Here is a 17,387-nt window from a genome sequence, read left to right as displayed (position 1 = left end):
CCGGCGGGCGGCCCTCCTGCCGCCGTCGGAGTGGCACGCCCACCCCGTACGATCGAGGGATGAGCTCGCGGATCGCCTTCCTCAAGGGTCACGGCACCGAGAACGACTTCGTGATCGTCCCGGACCCCGACAACGTCATCGACCTGCCCGCGGCCGTCGTGGCCGCCCTGTGCGACCGCCGCGCGGGCATCGGCGGCGACGGCCTGCTGCACGTGGTGCGGTCCGCCGCGCACCCGGAGGCCAGGTCCATGGCGGCCGAGGCCGAGTGGTTCATGGACTACCGCAACGGCGACGGCTCGACCGTCGAGATGTGCGGCAACGGCGTACGGGTGTTCGCCCGCTATCTCCAGCACGCCGGCCTGGTCACCGAGGGCGACCTCGCGGTGGCCACGCGCGGGGGCGTGAAGACGGTGCACATCGCCAAGGCGACGGCCGACGGCGGTCCGGCCGCGGGCGACATCACCGTCGGCATGGGCAAGGCGGTCCTCCCCGACGGGGACGTCACCGTGACCGTCGGCGAGCGCAGCTGGCCCGCGCGGAACGTGAACATGGGCAACCCGCACGCGGTCGCCTTCGTCGACGACCTCGCGCACGCCGGTGACCTCCACACCCGGCCGCCGTTCCACCCCGCTTCCGCCTACCCGCACGGGGTGAACGTCGAGTTCGTGGCCGACCGAGGCCCGGGCCACGTGGCGATGCGCGTCCACGAGCGCGGCGTCGGCGAGACCCGCTCGTGCGGCACGGGCGCCTGCGCCGTCGCCGTGGCGGCCGCCCGCAGGGACGGCGCCGACCCGGCCGTGACCGGAACTCCGGCGACGTACGCCGTCGACGTGCTCGGCGGGCGGCTGCTGATCACCGAGCGGCCCGACGGAGAGATCGAGATGACCGGTCCCGCGGTGATCGTCGCCGAAGGCGAGATCGACTCGGACTGGCTGGAAAACGCGGTTCGCTGAGCGAGTGGCGGGCTTGGCATCCCAGCCGCGGAACCCGTCGCGGGCACGATGTGTCCACTTGAGCGACAGACGTACGTACGAAAGCACGGCCGACCTCAACTCGCTTGGCGGGAAAGCGTAAACCTCGTTTTCATCGCTCGAATGGGTGATCCGTTTCACGCTCGGCGAGAGACGGTCGGCCGCACGTGGTGGGCTCGGTAGCATCAAGCACCGGTTCGGACGGGGGACCGTAGTCGTCCCCCGAGCCGTGCCCGCCCTGGGGCACCCGTCCGCCGGTCCACGCAGCCGGAGGTGCCCATGAGTGCGGAGGCCACGAACCCCGCGACCCCAGGCCCGGTGACGCCGGCCGTCGCCGTTCCCGCGGCGCCCGTCGCGCCGCGCCGGAGGGCCCGCCCCCGGATCGACCTGCGCCGCCTCGGCCGGGCCGCCCTGCTCGGCCCCGCCTCCCGTGACCGGCTGCCCGACGCGATCAGCCATGTCGCCGAGGCGCACCGCGCCCACCATCCCGACGCAGACCTGGAAGCACTGCGCCGCGCCTACGTGCTCGCGGAGTCCTCGCACCGCGGCCAGATGCGCAAGAGCGGTGAGCCGTACATCACCCACCCGCTCGCCGTGACCCTCATCCTCGCCGAACTCGGCGCCGAGACCACGACGTTGACGGCCTCGCTGCTCCACGACACCGTCGAGGACACCGAGGTCACGCTCGACCAGGTGCGCGAGGAGTTCGGCGAGGAGGTGCGCTACCTCGTCGACGGCGTCACGAAGCTGGAGAAGGTCGACTACGGCGCCGCCGCCGAGCCCGAGACCTTCCGCAAGATGCTCGTCGCCACCGGCAGCGACGTCCGCGTGATGTCGATCAAACTCGCCGACCGGCTGCACAACATGCGCACCCTCGGCGTCATGCGCCCCGAGAAACAGGCCCGCATCGCCAAGGTCACCCGGGACGTCCTCATCCCGCTCGCCGAGCGGCTCGGCGTCCAGGCGCTCAAGACCGAACTGGAGGACCTCGTCTTCGCGATCCTCCACCCCGAGGAGTACCGGCACACCCGCGAACTGATCAGCGAGGACGCGGCCCGCCCCGACGCCCCGCTCGCCGAGATCGCCCACGAGGTACGCGGGGTCCTGCGCGAGGCCGACATCCAGGCCGAAGTCCTCATCCGGCCACGGCACTTCGTCTCCGTGCACCGCGTCGCCCGCAAGCGCGGCCGACTGCGCGGCGCCGACTTCGGCCGGCTGCTGGTCCTCGTCAACGAGGACGCCGACTGCTACGCCGTACTCGGTGAACTGCACACCTGCATGACGCCCGTCGTCTCGGAGTTCAAGGACTTCATCGCCGTCCCCAAGTTCAACCTGTACCAGTCGCTGCACACCGCCGTGGCCCGCGGGGACGGCCAGGTCGTCGAAGTCCTCATCCGCACCCACCAGATGCACAAGGTCGCCGAGGCCGGGGTCGTCGCGCTCGGCAATCCGTACGCTCCGCCCTCGGAGGAGCAGGCCGTGATCGACGGCGAGCGCGTCGACCCCACCCGGCCCGGCTGGCTCTCCCGTCTCCTGGACTGGCAGGAGGCCGCACCCGACCCCGACACCTTCTGGTCCACCCTGCGCGAGGACCTCGCCCAGGACCGTGAGATCACCGTCTTCCGGCCCGACGGCGGCGCGCTCGGCCTGCCCGAGGGAGCCAGCTGCGTCGACGCCGCGTACGCGCAGTACGGCGAGGACGCGCACGCGTGCATCGGCGCCCGCGTCAACGGTCGGCTGGCGACGCTGAGCACGGTCCTGAAGGACGGTGACACCGTCCAACTGCTCATGGGCCAGGACCCGGCCTCCGAGCCCTCGAGGAAGTGGCTGGAGCACGCGCACACGCCCGCCGCCCGGATCGCCATCCAACGCTGGCTCGCCACGCACCCGGTGAGCGAGGACGACGACACGGAGATCCGCGACGAGGCCGACGCCGGGGGCGCGGCACGAGCGGCCGAAGCGGCGGGAGGCGCGGACGGCGGACCGGCCGGCACCGGGGGCGGGTCCCGCCCCGCCGCGAGTGCGGTGGTCGACCTGCCCGGCGCGACCGTACGACTGGCCGGCTGCTGTACGCCCGTACCGCCCGACGAGGTCACCGGCTTCGCCGTGCGCGGAGGAGTGGTGACCGTGCACCGCGTGGAGTGCGCCGGGGTGACGCGCATGAAGGACGCGGGACGTCCCGAAACGGGCGTGCACTGGGGGGACACCACCGCGTGCCGGGTCACCCTGGTCGCTGAATCGTTCGGCCGCCCCCACCTCCTGGCCGACCTCACCGAGGTCATCGCCCAGGAAGGCGCCGAGATCGTCTCCGCGACCGTGGAACCCCCGAGCCAGCAGCGCGTACGCCACACCTACACCCTGCAACTCGCCGACGCGGCCCACCTGCCCGCCCTGATGCGGGCGATGCGCAACGTGCCTGGCGTGTTCGACGTGAGCCGCGCGCAGCATCACGCGCCGGCGATCTGAGCACACCCGGCCGCGCCCCACCGCACCTCGTCGCGCCTCACCGCACCATGAGTGCGCCTGAATTACCCGTTCGGGTGGGTTCGACGCGCGCCGTCACCAGAGTGCATGCATGCGCTGGTAGCCGTGGTGCATGTCGCACACCCTCCGCAACCGGGCTTCCCGGCCGCGTACCCGGGCCCCCCGACGGCTGACGGCAGCACTGCTCGCCTCGGCCGTCTCCGTCTGCCTCGTCGCCGCGAGCGCCCCGCCGGCCCCGCTCGGCGTCGGCGACCGCATCTTCCCGTACCTGGGCAACCCCGGCTACGACGTGGCGTCGTACGACCTCTCCTTCACCTATCCCGGCCGCAACGACAAGCCCCTCCAGGCCGTCACCACCATCGACGCCTGGACGACCGCCTCGCTGGACCGCGTCAACCTCGACTTCGCCCACGGCACGGTCCGCTCGGTCGAGATCGACGACGTGCCCGCCTCCTTCACCACCGCCGGCGACGACCTGGTGATCACTCCCGAGACACCGCTGCCCGCGGGCAGTTGGATGCGCATCACCGTGCGGCACACCAGCGATCCCCGGCCCGTCAAGGGCCGGGACGGCGGCTGGGTGCGGACCGCGGACGGACTCGCCATGGCCAACCAGGCCGACGCCGCCCACCTGGTGTTCCCGTCCAACGACCACCCGTCCGACAAGGCGATGTTCACCATCCGGGTCACCGCGCCCAACGCCTACACCGCCGTCGCCAACGGGATCCCCACCGGGGTCGAACGGGTGGGCGGGTCGACCACCTGGACCTACCGCACCCAGCACCCCATGGCGACCGAGCTCGCCCAGGTGTCCATCGGCCGCTCCAGCGTCCTGCACCGCCGGGGGCCGCACGGACTGCCCGTCCGGGACGTCGTCCCCACCAAGGACCGCGCCGTGCTCGAACCGTGGCTCAAGAAGACGCCCGACCAGATCGCCTGGATGGAGAGCAAGGTCGGGCCCTACCCCTTCGAGACCTACGGCCTGCTCATGGCCCAGGCCTCCACCGGCTTCGAACTGGAGACACAGACGCTCTCCCTCTTCGAACGAAACGTGTTCACCGATCCCGCCTACCCCAAGTGGTACGTCGAGTCGGTCATGGTGCACGAGCTGTCCCACCAGTGGTTCGGCGACAGCGTCACCCCGCGCACCTGGTCGGACGTGTGGCTCAACGAAGGACACGCCACCTGGTACGAGTCCCTCTACGCGCAGGAGAAGGCGCACAAGCCGATGGAGGCGCGGATGAAGGCGGCCTACACCGCCTCCGACCACTGGCGCGCGGCCGGCGGACCGCCCGCGGCCCCCAAGCGGCCCGACCCCGGTCAGAAGATCGGCATCTTCCGGCCCAACATCTACGACGGCGCCGCCCTCGCCCTCTACGCGCTGCGCCAGGAGATCGGCCGCGAGCGCTTCGAGCGCCTGGAGCGGATCTGGGCGCAGACCCACCGGGACGGCACCGTCACCACCGCCGAATTCGTACGCCTCGCCTCGAGCGTTGCGGGACGCGACCTGACCGGGTTCTTCAGGGCGTGGCTCTACGGGAAGAAGACCCCGCCGATGCCTGGCCACCCGGACTGGAAGTCCACCGCCCCGGCCTCCGCCCCCGCCCCCGCGCGCACCGGCCGGCACAGCGCGCGATAACACGGTGACGGCACGGCTCGTCCCGTGCGACCATCGACGGGCCGGCGGCGCGCCCCGGCGGTCCGCCCTCCGTGTCACGAGTGGCCGGGAATCTCCCGGGGTACTCGAACGTTGTGAGGTGTGACGGATCGCGCTCCGTCGCCGAACCCGAATCACGACCGACGTAAGGATCCAATGACCTCCTCTTCTTCCTTTTCCCAGGACACCAAGCGCTTCGCGCACGCCTACCCCGAAGGTCTTCGGGCCGATGCCCTGATGGAAGAGGACGTCGCCTGGAGCCACGAGATCGACGGGGACCGGGACGGCGATCAGTTCGACCGCTCCGAGCGCGCGGCCCTGCGCCGCGTGGCCGGTCTCTCCACCGAGCTCGAGGACGTCACCGAGGTCGAGTACCGCCAGCTCCGCCTGGAGCGGGTCGTGCTCGTCGGTGTCTGGACCACCGGAACCGTGACCGACGCGGAGAACTCCCTCGCGGAGCTCGCCGCGCTCGCGGAGACCGCGGGAGCGCTCGTGCTCGACGGCGTCATCCAGCGCCGCGACAAGCCCGACGCGGCCACCTACATCGGCTCCGGCAAGGCCCAGGAGCTGCGCGACATCGTCCTCGAGACGGGCGCGGACACTGTCATCTGCGACGGTGAGCTCAGCCCGGGTCAGCTGATCCACCTCGAGGACGTCGTCAAGGTCAAGGTCATCGACCGTACGGCCCTGATCCTCGACATCTTCGCCCAGCACGCGAAGTCCCGAGAGGGCAAGGCGCAGGTCGCGCTCGCGCAGATGCAGTACATGCTGCCCAGGCTGCGCGGCTGGGGTCAGTCGCTGTCCCGCCAGATGGGCGGCGGCAAGGGCGGCGGCCTCGCCACCCGTGGTCCCGGTGAGACCAAGATCGAGACGGACCGGCGCCGGATCCGCGAGAAGATGGCGAAGATGCGCCGGGAGATCGCGGAGATGAAGACCGGCCGTGAGATCAAGCGGCAGGAGCGACGCCGCAACAAGGTGCCGTCCGTCGCCATCGCGGGCTACACCAACGCCGGGAAGTCCTCGCTGCTCAACCGTCTCACGGGCGCCGGCGTCCTGGTCGAGAACGCCCTGTTCGCGACCCTGGACCCGACCGTGCGCCGGGCCGAGACCCCGAGCGGTCGGCTGTACACGCTGGCCGACACCGTCGGGTTCGTCCGGCACCTGCCGCACCACCTGGTCGAGGCGTTCCGCTCCACCATGGAGGAGGTCGGCGACGCCGACCTGATCCTGCACGTGGTGGACGGCTCGCACCCGAACCCGGAGGAGCAGCTGGCCGCCGTGCGCGAGGTGATCCGGGACGTCGGCGCCACCCAGGTGCCCGAGATCGTCGTGATCAACAAGGCCGACGCGGCCGACCCGCTGACGCTCCAGCGGCTGATGCGGATCGAGAAGCGTTCCATCGCCGTCTCGGCCCGTACCGGCCGAGGCATCGCGGAGCTGCTCGCGCTGATCGACAACGAGCTGCCCCGGCCCTCGGTCGAGATCGAGGCGCTCGTGCCGTACACGCACGGCAAGCTGGTCGCCCGCACCCACTCCGAGGGCGAGGTGATCTCCGAGGAGCACACCCCGGAGGGCACCCTGCTCAAGGCCCGGGTGCACGAGGAGCTCGCGGCGGACCTCGCGCCGTACGTGCCCGCTCCCGCACTCTGACCGACTGAGTGAAGGCCCGCCCCCTGGAGGCGTTCTCCGAGGGGGCGGGCCTTCGCGCACGACGAGCCAATAGCCAGTGGCCAGTGGCTAGTGGGCGAACTTGTCGCTGACCGAGTCGTACACCTTCTTGGCCACCGGGCCCAGCCGGGGACCCGCCAGCCAGCCGGCCGTCACCGGGCCGATCGAGGTGTTGGACACCAGCGCGGGCTTGCCGTCCGCACCGGTCGCGACCCAGCCGCCGCCCGAGGAGCCACCGGTCATCGTGCACCCGATCCGGTACATCGTCGGGTCCGACGTGTTGATCGACAGCCGACCCGGCTTGTCCTGGCACCGGTAGAGCGTCTGACCGTCGTACGGCGGCGCCGCCGGGAAGCCCGTCGCCGTGATGCTCCTCACCTTCGGCACGGCCGGGGCGTCGAAGTTCACCGGGAGCGCCGAACCGACCGTCTCCTCCAGGGACTTGCCCGTGCCGCCCTTCTCCGGCGTCACATGGATGACGGCGTAGTCGTACGGGGCTCCGTCGCCGCCCGTGGGACCGCCCCCGTCGATCCACTGGTCCGAGGTCTGGGCCCAGTCGGCCCACCACACGCCGTAGGGAGCGACCTCCTCCTTGGGCGCGGTCTTCAACTGCTCCGCCGTGTCACCCGAGTTGTTGTACGACGGCACGAACGCGAGGTTGCGGTACCAGCCGCCCTTCTTGCCGGCGTGCACGCAGTGGCCCGCCGTCCACACCAGGTTGGACTTGCCGGGATGGGCCGGATCCTGCACGACCGTCGCCGAGCAGACCATCGTGCCCTCCGGGGAGTCGAAGAACACCTTGCCCGCCTCCGGGGCGTTGGCGTGGTACTCGGGCGCCACCGACGTGGCCCGCACGGGAGCGGGCGTCGGGTCGGTCACGCCCTGGTCACCCGAGAGGTCGTTCTCGTCCACGCCCTGGTCGGGGTCGTCGGCGCCCCGCATCCGGTCCGAACTCCACAGCCCCTCGATGATCGGGTTGACGTAGTCCTGCGCCTCGCGCAGCCAGTCGTCCTTGTCCCACTTCTTCCAGGCGCCGCCCTTCCACTTGTCGATGTCGATCCCGTGCTTCTTGAGCTTGTCCCTGATGTCGTCCGGGATCTTGATCTTGTCGTCGCCGCCGGAGGTCGCGGAGGCCGACGCGGACGCCTGGATCCCGGCGTCCGTCCCGCCCGACGAGCACGCGGTGGCGGTGAGCGCCAGCGCCGAGGCCAGGGCGACGGCGGCCGGCACGGGGGAGATCCTGCGGCGCGCCTTCCCTCCACGTCGAGCGGTGAACGACGGCCGTATGGATCGCATGGTCTGACTCCCCCTGAACGGAAACGACTTGGCGTGTGGCGCACGCCGTGGGAACGGCAACACACACTATGCGGTCGCTGTGGGGGAGCGCCGACGGATCGGCAACGGTTCGGCTACAAGGCATGTGACCTGCCCGGTCGTCGGGGGAGCTGCCGAATCGGCGGCCTTTCGCGCCCGGCTTTCACGCCTGGCTGTCCCCTCCTCGCAGGACCCGGCACGGCAATGATCTTGAAGCGGGCCGTAACCCGGCGGGCGGTCCGCGGTTGTTACCGGTGGGGACTGCGCGGGGGCATGCGGGGAGGAGTGGGAGCCGTGGCGGTGGCCGAGGGAATCCTGCGGCGGCAGTCGGCACGCGAGTCGGCGGCGCGCACCTACGCACGCGCCCTTCCGATCGTGCCGGTGCGGGCCCGCGGGCTGACCATCGAAGGCGCCGACGGCCGCCGCTATCTCGACTGTCTCTCCGGCGCCGGGACCCTCGCCCTGGGGCACAACCATCCGGTCGTCCTGGACGCGATCCGCAGGGTTCTCGACTCGGGCGCGCCGCTGCACGTCCTGGACCTGGCGACCCCCGTCAAGGACGCATTCGTCACCGAGCTGTTCCACAACCTGCCCCCCGGACTCGCCGACCGCGCCCGCGTGCAGTTCTGCGGGCCGGCCGGCACGGACGCGGTAGAGGCCGCGCTCAAGCTCGTACGGGCCGCGACCGGCCGCTCCGGCGTCCTCGCCTTCACCGGCGCCTACCACGGCATGACGGCCGGAGCCCTCGCCGCGTCCGGTGGGGCCTGTGACGTCCGCGTCACCCGCCTGCCCTATCCGCAGGACTACCGCTGCCCGTTCGGCGTCGGCGGTCCGAGCGGCGCCGAACTCGCCGCCCGCTGGACCGAATCCGTCCTCGACGACCCCAAGTCGGGGGTGCGGCAGCCCGCCGGGATGATCCTCGAACCCGTCCAGGGCGAGGGCGGGGTGATCCCCGCGCCGGACACCTGGCTGCGGCGCATGCGGCAGATCACCGCCGACCGGTCCATCGCGCTGATCGCCGACGAGATCCAGACCGGAGTCGGCCGGACCGGCGCCTTCTGGGCCGTGGAGCACAGCGGTGTCACCCCCGACGTGATGGTGCTCTCGAAGGCCATCGGCGGCAGCCTCCCCCTGGCTGTCGTGGTCTACCGCGACGACCTCGACGTCTGGGAACCCGGCGCCCACGCAGGCACCTTCCGAGGCAACCAACTCGCCATGGCCGCGGGCACCGCGACCCTTCGCTACGTCCGCGAACACCACCTCGCCGAACGGGCGGCCACCCTCGGTTCGCGCATGCTGGCCCGACTTCGGGACCTGGCCCGGGAGTTTCCGTGCATCGGGGACGTGCGGGGGCGCGGGCTGATGATCGGCGTCGAACTGGTGGACGCAGAAGCAGAGGCTGAGGCAGAGACAGACGGAGACCGGGGAGGGGACGGGGGCGGGGACGGGGGCGGAGTCGCATCCGCGAGCGGGCCGCGCCCGGCGGCCCCCGAACTCGCGGCCGCCGTCCAGCGGGAGTGCCTGAGACGCGGCCTGATCGTCGAACTCGGCGGCCGTCACTCCAGTGTCGTGCGCCTGCTTCCGCCGCTGACCATCACCGACGACCAGGCCTCCGCCGTCCTCGATCGCCTGGCCGACGCGGTGGCGTCGGCGGCAAGGGAGCGCGGGACGCCGGACCGGGCGCCGGTGCCACGGGGCCGCCGACCGCGTCAGGGCGACCGCGCCGAACGCGCGGGGTAGCGAGCGACCAACGGCTCACCCGTGCGGCCGGTGTTCCGTGCCGGGCGTGCCGGGCCGCGTTCCCGTCGGGGCCACGCCCCCGCGGCAGCCACCCCGGATGCCGGTCGCCGCCGCGCCAAGCCAGAAACACCCGTGAGGAACCGACTTGAACACCATCCCCCATGTCACTTCCGTGCCGATGCCGGACCCCTCCGAGGCGCGGATCCAGTCCGCCGTGGACACGGGTCTCGGTGAAGGCACCGTCCCCCGGCAGCAGGAACAGGAAGAGGTCCAGCGGACGGACGGACGTCCCACGGTGGACAGGTTCCCGACTGTGGACGGATTCCCGACCGCGGACGCACCCGGGACTGCGGACGACCTCCTGCAACATCCCGACCCGCACACCGCCGCCGAGGCCGCCGCCGTCGAGAACCTGCTGCGCTGCTGGGTACGCGAGTCCGGCCTGTCCGCACCCGACGCCGGCATCCTGCGCATCCCCCTCCCCGCCAGTTCCACCGCCCTGCTCGTCCCCGTCCGCTACTGGTCCCCGACCGGCTGGCACCGCTTCGGTCCTCCGCGCCTGGCCGGCACGCCTGCCCAGTCCCCACCCGCCGACGCGGTCACGATCGCCGCCCTGCTCACCCGCGAGACGCCCGCGACGTCCCGCCCCCGAGCCGCCGCCGACCACGGCACCGGGCCCGACGCCGTTGCGGACGGCAGCACGGGTCCCGACGCCGACGCCGGGACATCCGCGGACCTGGTAGCCCAGGTCGCCGACTCGGTCCGGCGTACCGCCGTGTTCGTCCGCGCGCGCAGGGAACGGCCCGCCGACGCCACCGACCTCTTCCTCGCGGCCGAGCAGGCACTCGTGCTGGGGCACCCGATGCATCCGACCCCGAAGAGCCGTGAGGGCCTCTCCGCGGCCGAAGCCCGGCTGTACTCACCCGAGTTGCGCGGATCGCACCCCCTGCACTGGCTGGCCGTCGACCCCGCGGTCCTCGCCACCGACTCCGCCTGGACCGAGCGCGGTCGTCCTGTCTCCGCGGCCGCCCTCACCGCGGAACTCGCGGGAGCCGGGCTGCCCCTGCCCGACGGCTGTGCGGCCCTGCCCCTGCACCCGTGGCAGGCCAGGGAGGTCCGCCACCGGGCCGGGACCGCGGCCCTGTTCGAGGCCGGTCTGCTCCGGGATCTCGGACCGCACGGTTCACCGTGGCACCCCACTTCCTCGGTGCGCACCGTCCACCGGTCCGGCGCACCCGCCATGCTCAAACTCTCCCTCGGCCTGCGCATCACCAACTCGCGCCGGGAGAACCTCCGCAAGGAGCTGCACCGCGGCGTCGAGGTGCACCGCCTGCTGCGCGCGGGACTGTCCGAGCGGTGGCAGGCCGTGCACCCGGGCTTCGACATCGTCCGCGACCCCGCCTGGCTCGCCGTCGACGGCCGGGACGGCGACCCGGTGACCGGACTCGACGTGGTGATCAGGCACAACCCGTTCACCCCTTGGGCCGACGTCGCCTGCGTCGCCGGGCTCGTCTCGCCCCGCCCGTACGACCGCCCGGCCCCGGACGGGATCCCGGGCGGTGCCGGGCACCAGGGTGCGGGCGGCCCCGGGGCGCGGTCCCGGCTGGCCGAGCTCGTCACCCGCCTCGCCGGCCGGACCGGCCGCCCCCGCGGAGCCGTGGCCGCCGAGTGGTTCCTGCGCTACCTCGAACAGGTCGTACGGCCCGTGCTGTGGCTCGATGGACACGCGGGCATCGCGCTGGAGGCGCACCAGCAGAACACGCTGCTCCTGCTGGACGGCGACGGCTGGCCCACCGGCGGCCGGTACCGCGACAACCAGGGCTACTACTTCCGGCAGTCCCGGCGCGCGGAACTCGACGCCCAACTGCCCGGCATCGGAGAGCACAGCGACACCTTCGTCTCCGACGAGGTCACCGACGAGCGCTTCGTGTACTACCTCGCGATCAACAACGTCCTGGGTCTCATCGGCGCGTTCGGATCCCAGCACCTCGCCGATGAGCGGCTGCTGCTCGCCGCCCTCCGCCGTTTCCTCCGGTCCGTCGCCACCGGCCCCGCCCGGCTGCGCACCTCCCTGCCCGCCCGTCTCCTCGACTCACCCGTCCTGCGCTGCAAGGCCAACCTGCTGACCCGGCTGCACGGCCTCGACGAACTCGTCGGCCCGGTGGACACCCAGTCCGTCTACGTCACCATCGCCAACCCCCTGCACGCCTGACCCCACTCCTGAGAGGAGCGTCGCCGTGCCTGCCACCGACGCCGGTTCAGAAACCGGCACCCTCCCCGTCGCGGACACCGCGAGCGTCACGGATGTCGCGGACACCGCAAACACCGAGGACACCGAGGACACGCTGGAACTGCGGCTGCCCGACGAGTTGCTCGCGCTCATCGCGCAGGAGGGGGCCGGGCCCTGCCTGGGACGGAGTCCGGGCGGGGTGACCGGCACGGCGCGGCCGGGGCCGTACGGGACGACCGGCGGCGATCTGCTCGGTGGTGTCGCCGACTGGGGGCCGGTCACCACCCCCGCCGGTGAGTTCCGTCTCGTGCCGGTCGGCGTCGACCGGGACCTCGCCCTGATCGGCGCCTGGATGAACGATCCGGCCGTCGCGGCCTTCTGGCACCTGGCCGGCCCGCGTGCCGCGACGGAGGACCACCTCAGGGCCAGGCTCGCCGGCGACGGGCGTGACGTGCCCTGTCTCGGACTGCTGGACGGCGTCCCGATGAGCTACTGGGAGATCTACCGGGCCGACCTCGACCCGCTCGCCCGGTACTACCCCGCGCGCCCTCACGACACCGGGATCCACCTGCTGATCGGAGGCGTCACGGACCGTGGGCGAGGGCTCGGCAGCACCCTGCTCAGAGCCGTCGCCGACCTCGCCCTCGACCGGTGTCCCGCCGCCGCACGCGTCGTGGCCGAACCCGATCTGCGCAACACGCCCTCCGTCGCGGCATTCCTGAGCGCCGGTTTCCGGTTCTCCGCCGAGATCGACCTGCCCGCCAAACGGGCCGCGCTCATGGTCCGGGACCGCGGCCACCGCCACCTCATGTGACGTCCCGCCGCCGCCCCGCCACACCGGCGCGCACTTCGCCCCGACCTCGACCCCGACGCGAGAAGCCCCACACCTTGACTCCCCCCTCAGCCCCGCGACCGACCCGGCCCGTGCCTGCGCCGTCGGCCACGATCCCCTGCTTGATCGCCCGTTTGTCAGTGCCGAGCCGTAGGGTGGTCGAGCTATGACGAAGCCCTCCCTCCCCGAACTCCTGCACGCTGCCGTCACCGCTGTCGGCGGCACCGAGCGCCCCGGCCAGGTGACCATGGCCGAAGCCGTCGAGGCGGCGATCGACGACGGTTCCCATCTGCTGGTCCAGGCCGGCACCGGCACCGGAAAGTCGCTCGGCTATCTCGTGCCCGCGCTCGCGCACGGGGAGCGGGTGGTCGTGGCGACCGCCACCCTGGCCCTCCAGCGTCAGCTCGTGGAGCGGGACCTGCCCCGCACGGTCGACGCGCTGCACCCGCTGCTGCGCCGCCGCCCGGAGTTCGCCATGCTCAAGGGCAGATCGAACTACCTGTGCCTGCACCGCCTGCACGAGGGGGTCCCGCAGGACGAGGAGGAGGGCCTCTTCGACCAGTTCGAGGCGGCCGCGCCCAGCAGCAAGCTGGGCCAGGACCTGCTGCGCCTGCGCGACTGGGCCGACGAGACGGAGTCCGGCGACCGCGACGACCTGACTCCCGGCGTCTCCGACCGGGCCTGGGGCCAGGTGTCGGTCTCGTCCCGGGAGTGCCTGGGTGCTACGAAGTGCGCGTACGGCGCGGAGTGCTTCGCGGAGAGTGCGCGTGAGCGGGCCAAGCTGGCCGAGGTCGTCGTCACCAACCACGCGCTGCTCGCGATCGACGCCATCGAGGGCGCCCCGGTCCTCCCGCAGCACGAGGTGCTGATCGTCGACGAGGCGCACGAACTGGTCTCGCGGGTCACCGGGGTCGCCACCGGCGAGCTCACTCCGGGCCAGGTCAACCGCGCGGTGCGCCGCTCCGCCAAGCTCGTCAACGAGAAGGCCGCCGACCAGCTCCAGACCGCCGCCGAGGGCTTCGAACGGCTGATGGAGCTGGCGCTGCCCGGCCGACTGGAGGAGATCCCGGAAGACCTCGGCTACGCGCTGATGGCGCTGCGCGACGCCGCCCGTACGGTCATCTCCGCCATCGGCGCGACCCGTGACAAGTCCGTCCAGGACGAGGACGCGGTCCGCAAGCAGGCCCTGGCCTCGGTGGAGAGCGTGCACGACGTGGCGGAGCGGATCGTGAACGGCTCCGAGTGGGACGTCGTCTGGTACGAGCGGCACGACCGCTTCGGCGCCTCCCTGCGGGTGGCCCCCATGTCCGTGTCGGGCCTGCTGCGCGAGAAGCTCTTCGCCGACCGGTCGGTGGTGCTGACCTCCGCGACCCTGAAGCTCGGCGGCGACTTCAACGGCGTGGGCGCCTCCCTGGGGCTCGCCCCCGAGGGCACGGCGGGCAAGGATGACGAGGACGTCCCCCAGTGGAAGGGGGTCGACGTGGGATCCCCCTTCGACTACCCGCGGCAGGGGATCCTCTACGTCGCCAAGCATCTGTCCCGTCCCGCGCGCGACGGTGACCGGGCGGACATGCTCGACGAGCTGACCGAACTGATCCAGGCGGCCGGCGGCCGTACGCTCGGCCTCTTCTCCTCCATGCGCGCGGCCCAGCTGGCCGCCGAGGAGCTGCGCGGCCGGATTCCCGAGTTCCCGATCCTCCTCCAGGGCGAGGAGACCCTCGGCGAGCTGATCAAGAACTTCGCGGCGGATCCCCGTACGTGCCTGTTCGGCACGCTGTCGCTGTGGCAGGGCGTCGACGTGCCCGGTCCGAGCTGCCAGCTGGTCGTCATGGACAAGATCCCGTTCCCGCGTCCGGACGACCCCTTGATGAGCGCCCGGCAGAAGGCGGTGGAGGACGCCGGCGGCAACGGCTTCATGGCGGTCGCGGCCACGCACGCGGCCCTGCTCATGGCCCAGGGCGCCGGTCGACTCGTACGGGCGTCGGGGGACCGGGGTGTGGTCGCCGTACTGGACCAGCGACTGGCCACCGCGCGTTACGGAAGCTATCTGAAGGCGTCACTGCCCGATTTCTGGTACACCACGGACCGTAACCAGGTGCGCAGGTCGCTGGCGGCCATCGACGCGGCGGCGAAGCAGTCGGAAACGGAGTGACGGCCATGGGCCGGTCCGCGCCACGACCGCGCCGGGCCGTCCCGTGATCGTGGGGGCGCCTGCGTAGGGTCCCGTGCCGGGCGCCGCCCCACAGCACCGTGCGGGAGCCCGTGGCAGGCCCTGCCTCGGCGGCGGGAGGCGGTCCCGGACAACGCAGGGCCCCGGAACCGGCGCAGGGGTCCCGGGGCCCAGTCAGGTGGCGGGTCGGTGCGATCGACCCGCCGTTGTCCTCACACGCGGCGCAGCACGGCGACGACCTTGCCGAGGATGGTCGCGTCGTCGCCGGGGATCGGCTCGTAGGCCGCGTTGTGCGGGAGCAGCCAGACATGGCCGTCCTCGCGCTTGAAGCGCTTGACGGTGGCCTCGCCGTCGAGCATCGCCGCGACGATGTCGCCGTTCTCGGCGACGGGCTGGCGGCGGACGGTGACCCAGTCGCCGTCGCAGATCGCGGCCTCGATCATCGAGTCGCCGACGACCTTCAGGACGAACAGTTCACCGTCACCGACCAGCTGCCTCGGGAGCGGGAAGACGTCCTCGACGGATTCCTCGGCGAGGATCGGGCCACCGGCGGCGATACGGCCCACCAGGGGGACGTACGACGCGGCAGGCTTGCCCGCGGTGTCCGTGGGCTGCACGGAGGCGGCCTGGTCGGAGCCGCGGACCTCGTACGCGCGCGGGCGGTGCGGGTCGCGCCGCAGGAAGCCCTTGCGTTCCAGTGCCATGAGCTGGTGTGCGACCGACGAGGTGCTGGACAGGCCGACCGCCTGGCCGATCTCCCGCATCGACGGCGGGTAGCCCCGCCGCTGCACCGAGTCCCTGATGACCTCGATCACCCGGCGCTGCCGGTCGGTGAGTCCCGAGCTGTCCGCCCGGATCCCTGGAGGTCGGCCCGGCAGGGAGCGCTTGTGCCCCTCGGGACTCGTGGCTTCGTTCATCGCATGCACCGGCTCGAGTCGGCCCTGGGAGCGGTCCTGGTCAGTGATGGTGGCACTGTCTGCGGTGGTGGTCACGTCGGCCCCTCTCGATGGTCTCCCTGCTGGACAACGGTAGTTGCTTTCGAAAGGTTGCGCCAAACACACGTTCGAGTGAAAAATCGCGGATTCACTGCCGCGATCATGTGTCTGGGTGTATGGCTGACGCGCTGTCCGGCTGGTGGAAGGGGCGCTCGTTGTACCCTTCTTCGTCGGGGTCGACGACCTGCCGGGGTGTCGCCCCAGTCTGCCATCCGCGATCCCGTCGACCGTGAAGCGCTCGTGTCCCCGTGCGGGAGTGCCGTGCCCCTCCGTGTGCCGCTCACGCTATCCCTGTCGGTGCCGAAACGGTACGTCCGTGTCCCCCGTTCGCCGCGTACGGCGCCCGCGCATCCGGGTGAAGGGCCGGGTCCGCGCGTGCTGCGGGGTGGTACGGGCGTCCGGCACGTGCCAATCCTCATGTCACACACGTGTTCGGCGTGTTTGTATGAGTCGAGCCCCACATCTAGTGGTTGGATTGCTGTCCTGGCCCAGAAGTTGTGGTCCCATGGGTCTCGCGGCCCTCGGCGATCGCCTATGCTTGGGGCTGCTTCGAGGGGGCCGGGAGGGCTTCCGAGGATGTTGAGTCTGCTGTGAGGAGGGTTCGGAGTTCATGCACTGCCCCTTCTGCAGGCACCCCGACAGCCGCGTCGTCGACAGTCGTACCACCGACGACGGCACATCGATCCGCAGGCGCCGCCAGTGCCCCGACTGCTCCCGTCGTTTCACGACCGTGGAGACGTGCTCGCTGATGGTGGTGAAGCGGTCCGGGGTCACCGAACCGTTCAGCCGGACCAAGGTCATCAACGGCGTGCGCAAGGCGTGCCAGGGGCGGCCTGTCACCGAGGACGCGCTCGCGCAGCTCGGCCAGCGGGTCGAGGAGGCCGTGCGGGCCACCGGGAGCGCCGAGCTGACCACTCACGACGTGGGGCTGGCGATCCTCGGCCCGTTGCAGGAGCTCGACGTCGTCGCGTATCTGCGATTCGCCTCGGTCTACCGGGCGTTCGACTCGCTCGAGGACTTCGAGGCCGCGATCACGGAGCTGAGGGAACACACGGGACACCCCGCCGCGGTCAATGAGGACCGCGAGGGCTGCGCGTGCCGCGAGGGCGATGCGGTCGCGGGGAGCCGGGAAGACCGGCGCGGGCACGGCGGGACCGACCAGGTCCCCGGGCCCGCCCACGCCGCCGACTGACCGGCGGGCCGGGACCGGGCGGAGGCACCGGAACCGGCCGGCGGCGGCGATCCAAGACTTGTTGCGGGCGGCGGTACGAGGGTGCCCGCAGCACCAGAGAGAACACCGTGCCACGGGAACATCGGGGCACTTCA

At 72.0% G+C, this 17,387-nt stretch carries 11 protein-coding genes; 9 read left to right on the top strand and 2 right to left on the bottom strand.

The genetic code is table 11. From position 1 onward, the window contains the following. Positions 1-59: 59 nt before the first annotated feature. The 4 genes from dapF to hflX all read left to right on the top strand — a co-directional run bounded on the left by dapF (position 60) and on the right by hflX (position 6,762). On the top strand, positions 60-953 hold the full coding sequence (gene dapF / locus ACWC24_RS27110) for a diaminopimelate epimerase (protein ID WP_450665490.1): 894 nt from the start codon (positions 60-62) through the stop codon (positions 951-953). A gap of 297 nt (positions 954-1,250) precedes the next feature. Beyond that, complete coding sequence (locus ACWC24_RS27105) at positions 1,251-3,437, top strand: RelA/SpoT family protein (protein WP_450665489.1); 2,187 nt, start codon at positions 1,251-1,253, stop codon at positions 3,435-3,437. 130 nt (positions 3,438-3,567) lie between these two features. Then, the gene (locus tag ACWC24_RS27100; protein WP_450665488.1) at positions 3,568-5,094 is read left to right on the top strand and encodes a M1 family metallopeptidase; all 1,527 of its coding nucleotides are present in this window, start codon (positions 3,568-3,570) and stop codon (positions 5,092-5,094) included. A gap of 174 nt (positions 5,095-5,268) precedes the next feature. Next, positions 5,269-6,762: a GTPase HflX gene (gene hflX / locus ACWC24_RS27095; RefSeq protein WP_450665487.1), complete on the top strand. Its 1,494-nt coding sequence runs from the start codon at positions 5,269-5,271 to the stop codon at positions 6,760-6,762. 87 nt (positions 6,763-6,849) lie between these two features. On the opposite strand, the gene ACWC24_RS27090 is transcribed toward hflX, so the two are convergent. Continuing rightward, positions 6,850-8,076 carry a trypsin-like serine peptidase gene (locus tag ACWC24_RS27090; protein WP_450665486.1) on the bottom strand — a complete coding sequence of 409 codons (1,227 nt, stop codon included), beginning with the start codon at positions 8,074-8,076 and terminating at the stop codon, positions 6,850-6,852. Positions 8,077-8,367: 291 nt separating this feature from the next. Between ACWC24_RS27090 and ACWC24_RS27085 the strand changes: the two genes are divergently transcribed. The 4 genes from ACWC24_RS27085 (at position 8,368) to ACWC24_RS27070 (ending at position 15,048) form a co-directional block, all read left to right on the top strand. Then, positions 8,368-9,834: a diaminobutyrate--2-oxoglutarate transaminase family protein gene (locus tag ACWC24_RS27085; protein ID WP_450665485.1), complete on the top strand. Its 1,467-nt coding sequence runs from the start codon at positions 8,368-8,370 to the stop codon at positions 9,832-9,834. Positions 9,835-9,979: 145 nt separating this feature from the next. After that, complete coding sequence (locus tag ACWC24_RS27080) at positions 9,980-12,046, top strand: IucA/IucC family protein (RefSeq protein ID WP_450665484.1); 2,067 nt, start codon at positions 9,980-9,982, stop codon at positions 12,044-12,046. Positions 12,047-12,071: 25 nt separating this feature from the next. Next, positions 12,072-12,878 (top strand): GNAT family N-acetyltransferase, encoded by an 807-nt coding sequence (locus ACWC24_RS27075; RefSeq protein WP_450665483.1) that lies wholly within the window; start codon positions 12,072-12,074, stop codon positions 12,876-12,878. Positions 12,879-13,062: 184 nt separating this feature from the next. Next, on the top strand, positions 13,063-15,048 hold the full coding sequence (locus ACWC24_RS27070; RefSeq protein WP_450665482.1) for an ATP-dependent DNA helicase: 1,986 nt from the start codon (positions 13,063-13,065) through the stop codon (positions 15,046-15,048). Between the two features lie 230 nt (positions 15,049-15,278). On the opposite strand, the gene lexA is transcribed toward ACWC24_RS27070, so the two are convergent. Beyond that, positions 15,279-16,058, bottom strand: coding sequence for a transcriptional repressor LexA (gene lexA, locus ACWC24_RS27065; RefSeq protein ID WP_351621887.1), 780 nt, complete (start codon positions 16,056-16,058; stop codon positions 15,279-15,281). 613 nt (positions 16,059-16,671) lie between these two features. Between lexA and nrdR the strand changes: the two genes are divergently transcribed. Further along, positions 16,672-17,253 carry a transcriptional regulator NrdR gene (gene nrdR, locus ACWC24_RS27060; protein WP_450665481.1) on the top strand — a complete coding sequence of 194 codons (582 nt, stop codon included), beginning with the start codon at positions 16,672-16,674 and terminating at the stop codon, positions 17,251-17,253. The last annotated feature ends 134 nt before the right edge of the window (positions 17,254-17,387 follow it).

Source organism: Streptomyces sp. NPDC001443 (assembly GCF_053597355.1).
This window is presented reverse-complemented; position numbering and strand designations above follow the sequence as displayed.

What these genes read in the sequence shown, in the direction of transcription:
- ACWC24_RS27070 (WP_450665482.1), top strand. Translation starts at nt 13,063, where the DNA reads ATGACGAAGCCCTCCCTCCCCGAACTCCTGCACGCTGCCGTCACCGCT.
- ACWC24_RS27085 (WP_450665485.1), top strand. Translation starts at nt 8,368, where the DNA reads ATGCGGGGAGGAGTGGGAGCCGTGGCGGTGGCCGAGGGAATCCTGCGG.
- dapF (WP_450665490.1), top strand. Translation starts at nt 60, where the DNA reads ATGAGCTCGCGGATCGCCTTCCTCAAGGGTCACGGCACCGAGAACGAC.
- nrdR (WP_450665481.1), top strand. Translation starts at nt 16,672, where the DNA reads ATGCACTGCCCCTTCTGCAGGCACCCCGACAGCCGCGTCGTCGACAGT.
- ACWC24_RS27090 (WP_450665486.1), bottom strand. Translation starts at nt 8,076, where the DNA reads ATGCGATCCATACGGCCGTCGTTCACCGCTCGACGTGGAGGGAAGGCG.
- ACWC24_RS27105 (WP_450665489.1), top strand. Translation starts at nt 1,251, where the DNA reads ATGAGTGCGGAGGCCACGAACCCCGCGACCCCAGGCCCGGTGACGCCG.
- ACWC24_RS27100 (WP_450665488.1), top strand. Translation starts at nt 3,568, where the DNA reads ATGTCGCACACCCTCCGCAACCGGGCTTCCCGGCCGCGTACCCGGGCC.
- hflX (WP_450665487.1), top strand. Translation starts at nt 5,269, where the DNA reads ATGACCTCCTCTTCTTCCTTTTCCCAGGACACCAAGCGCTTCGCGCAC.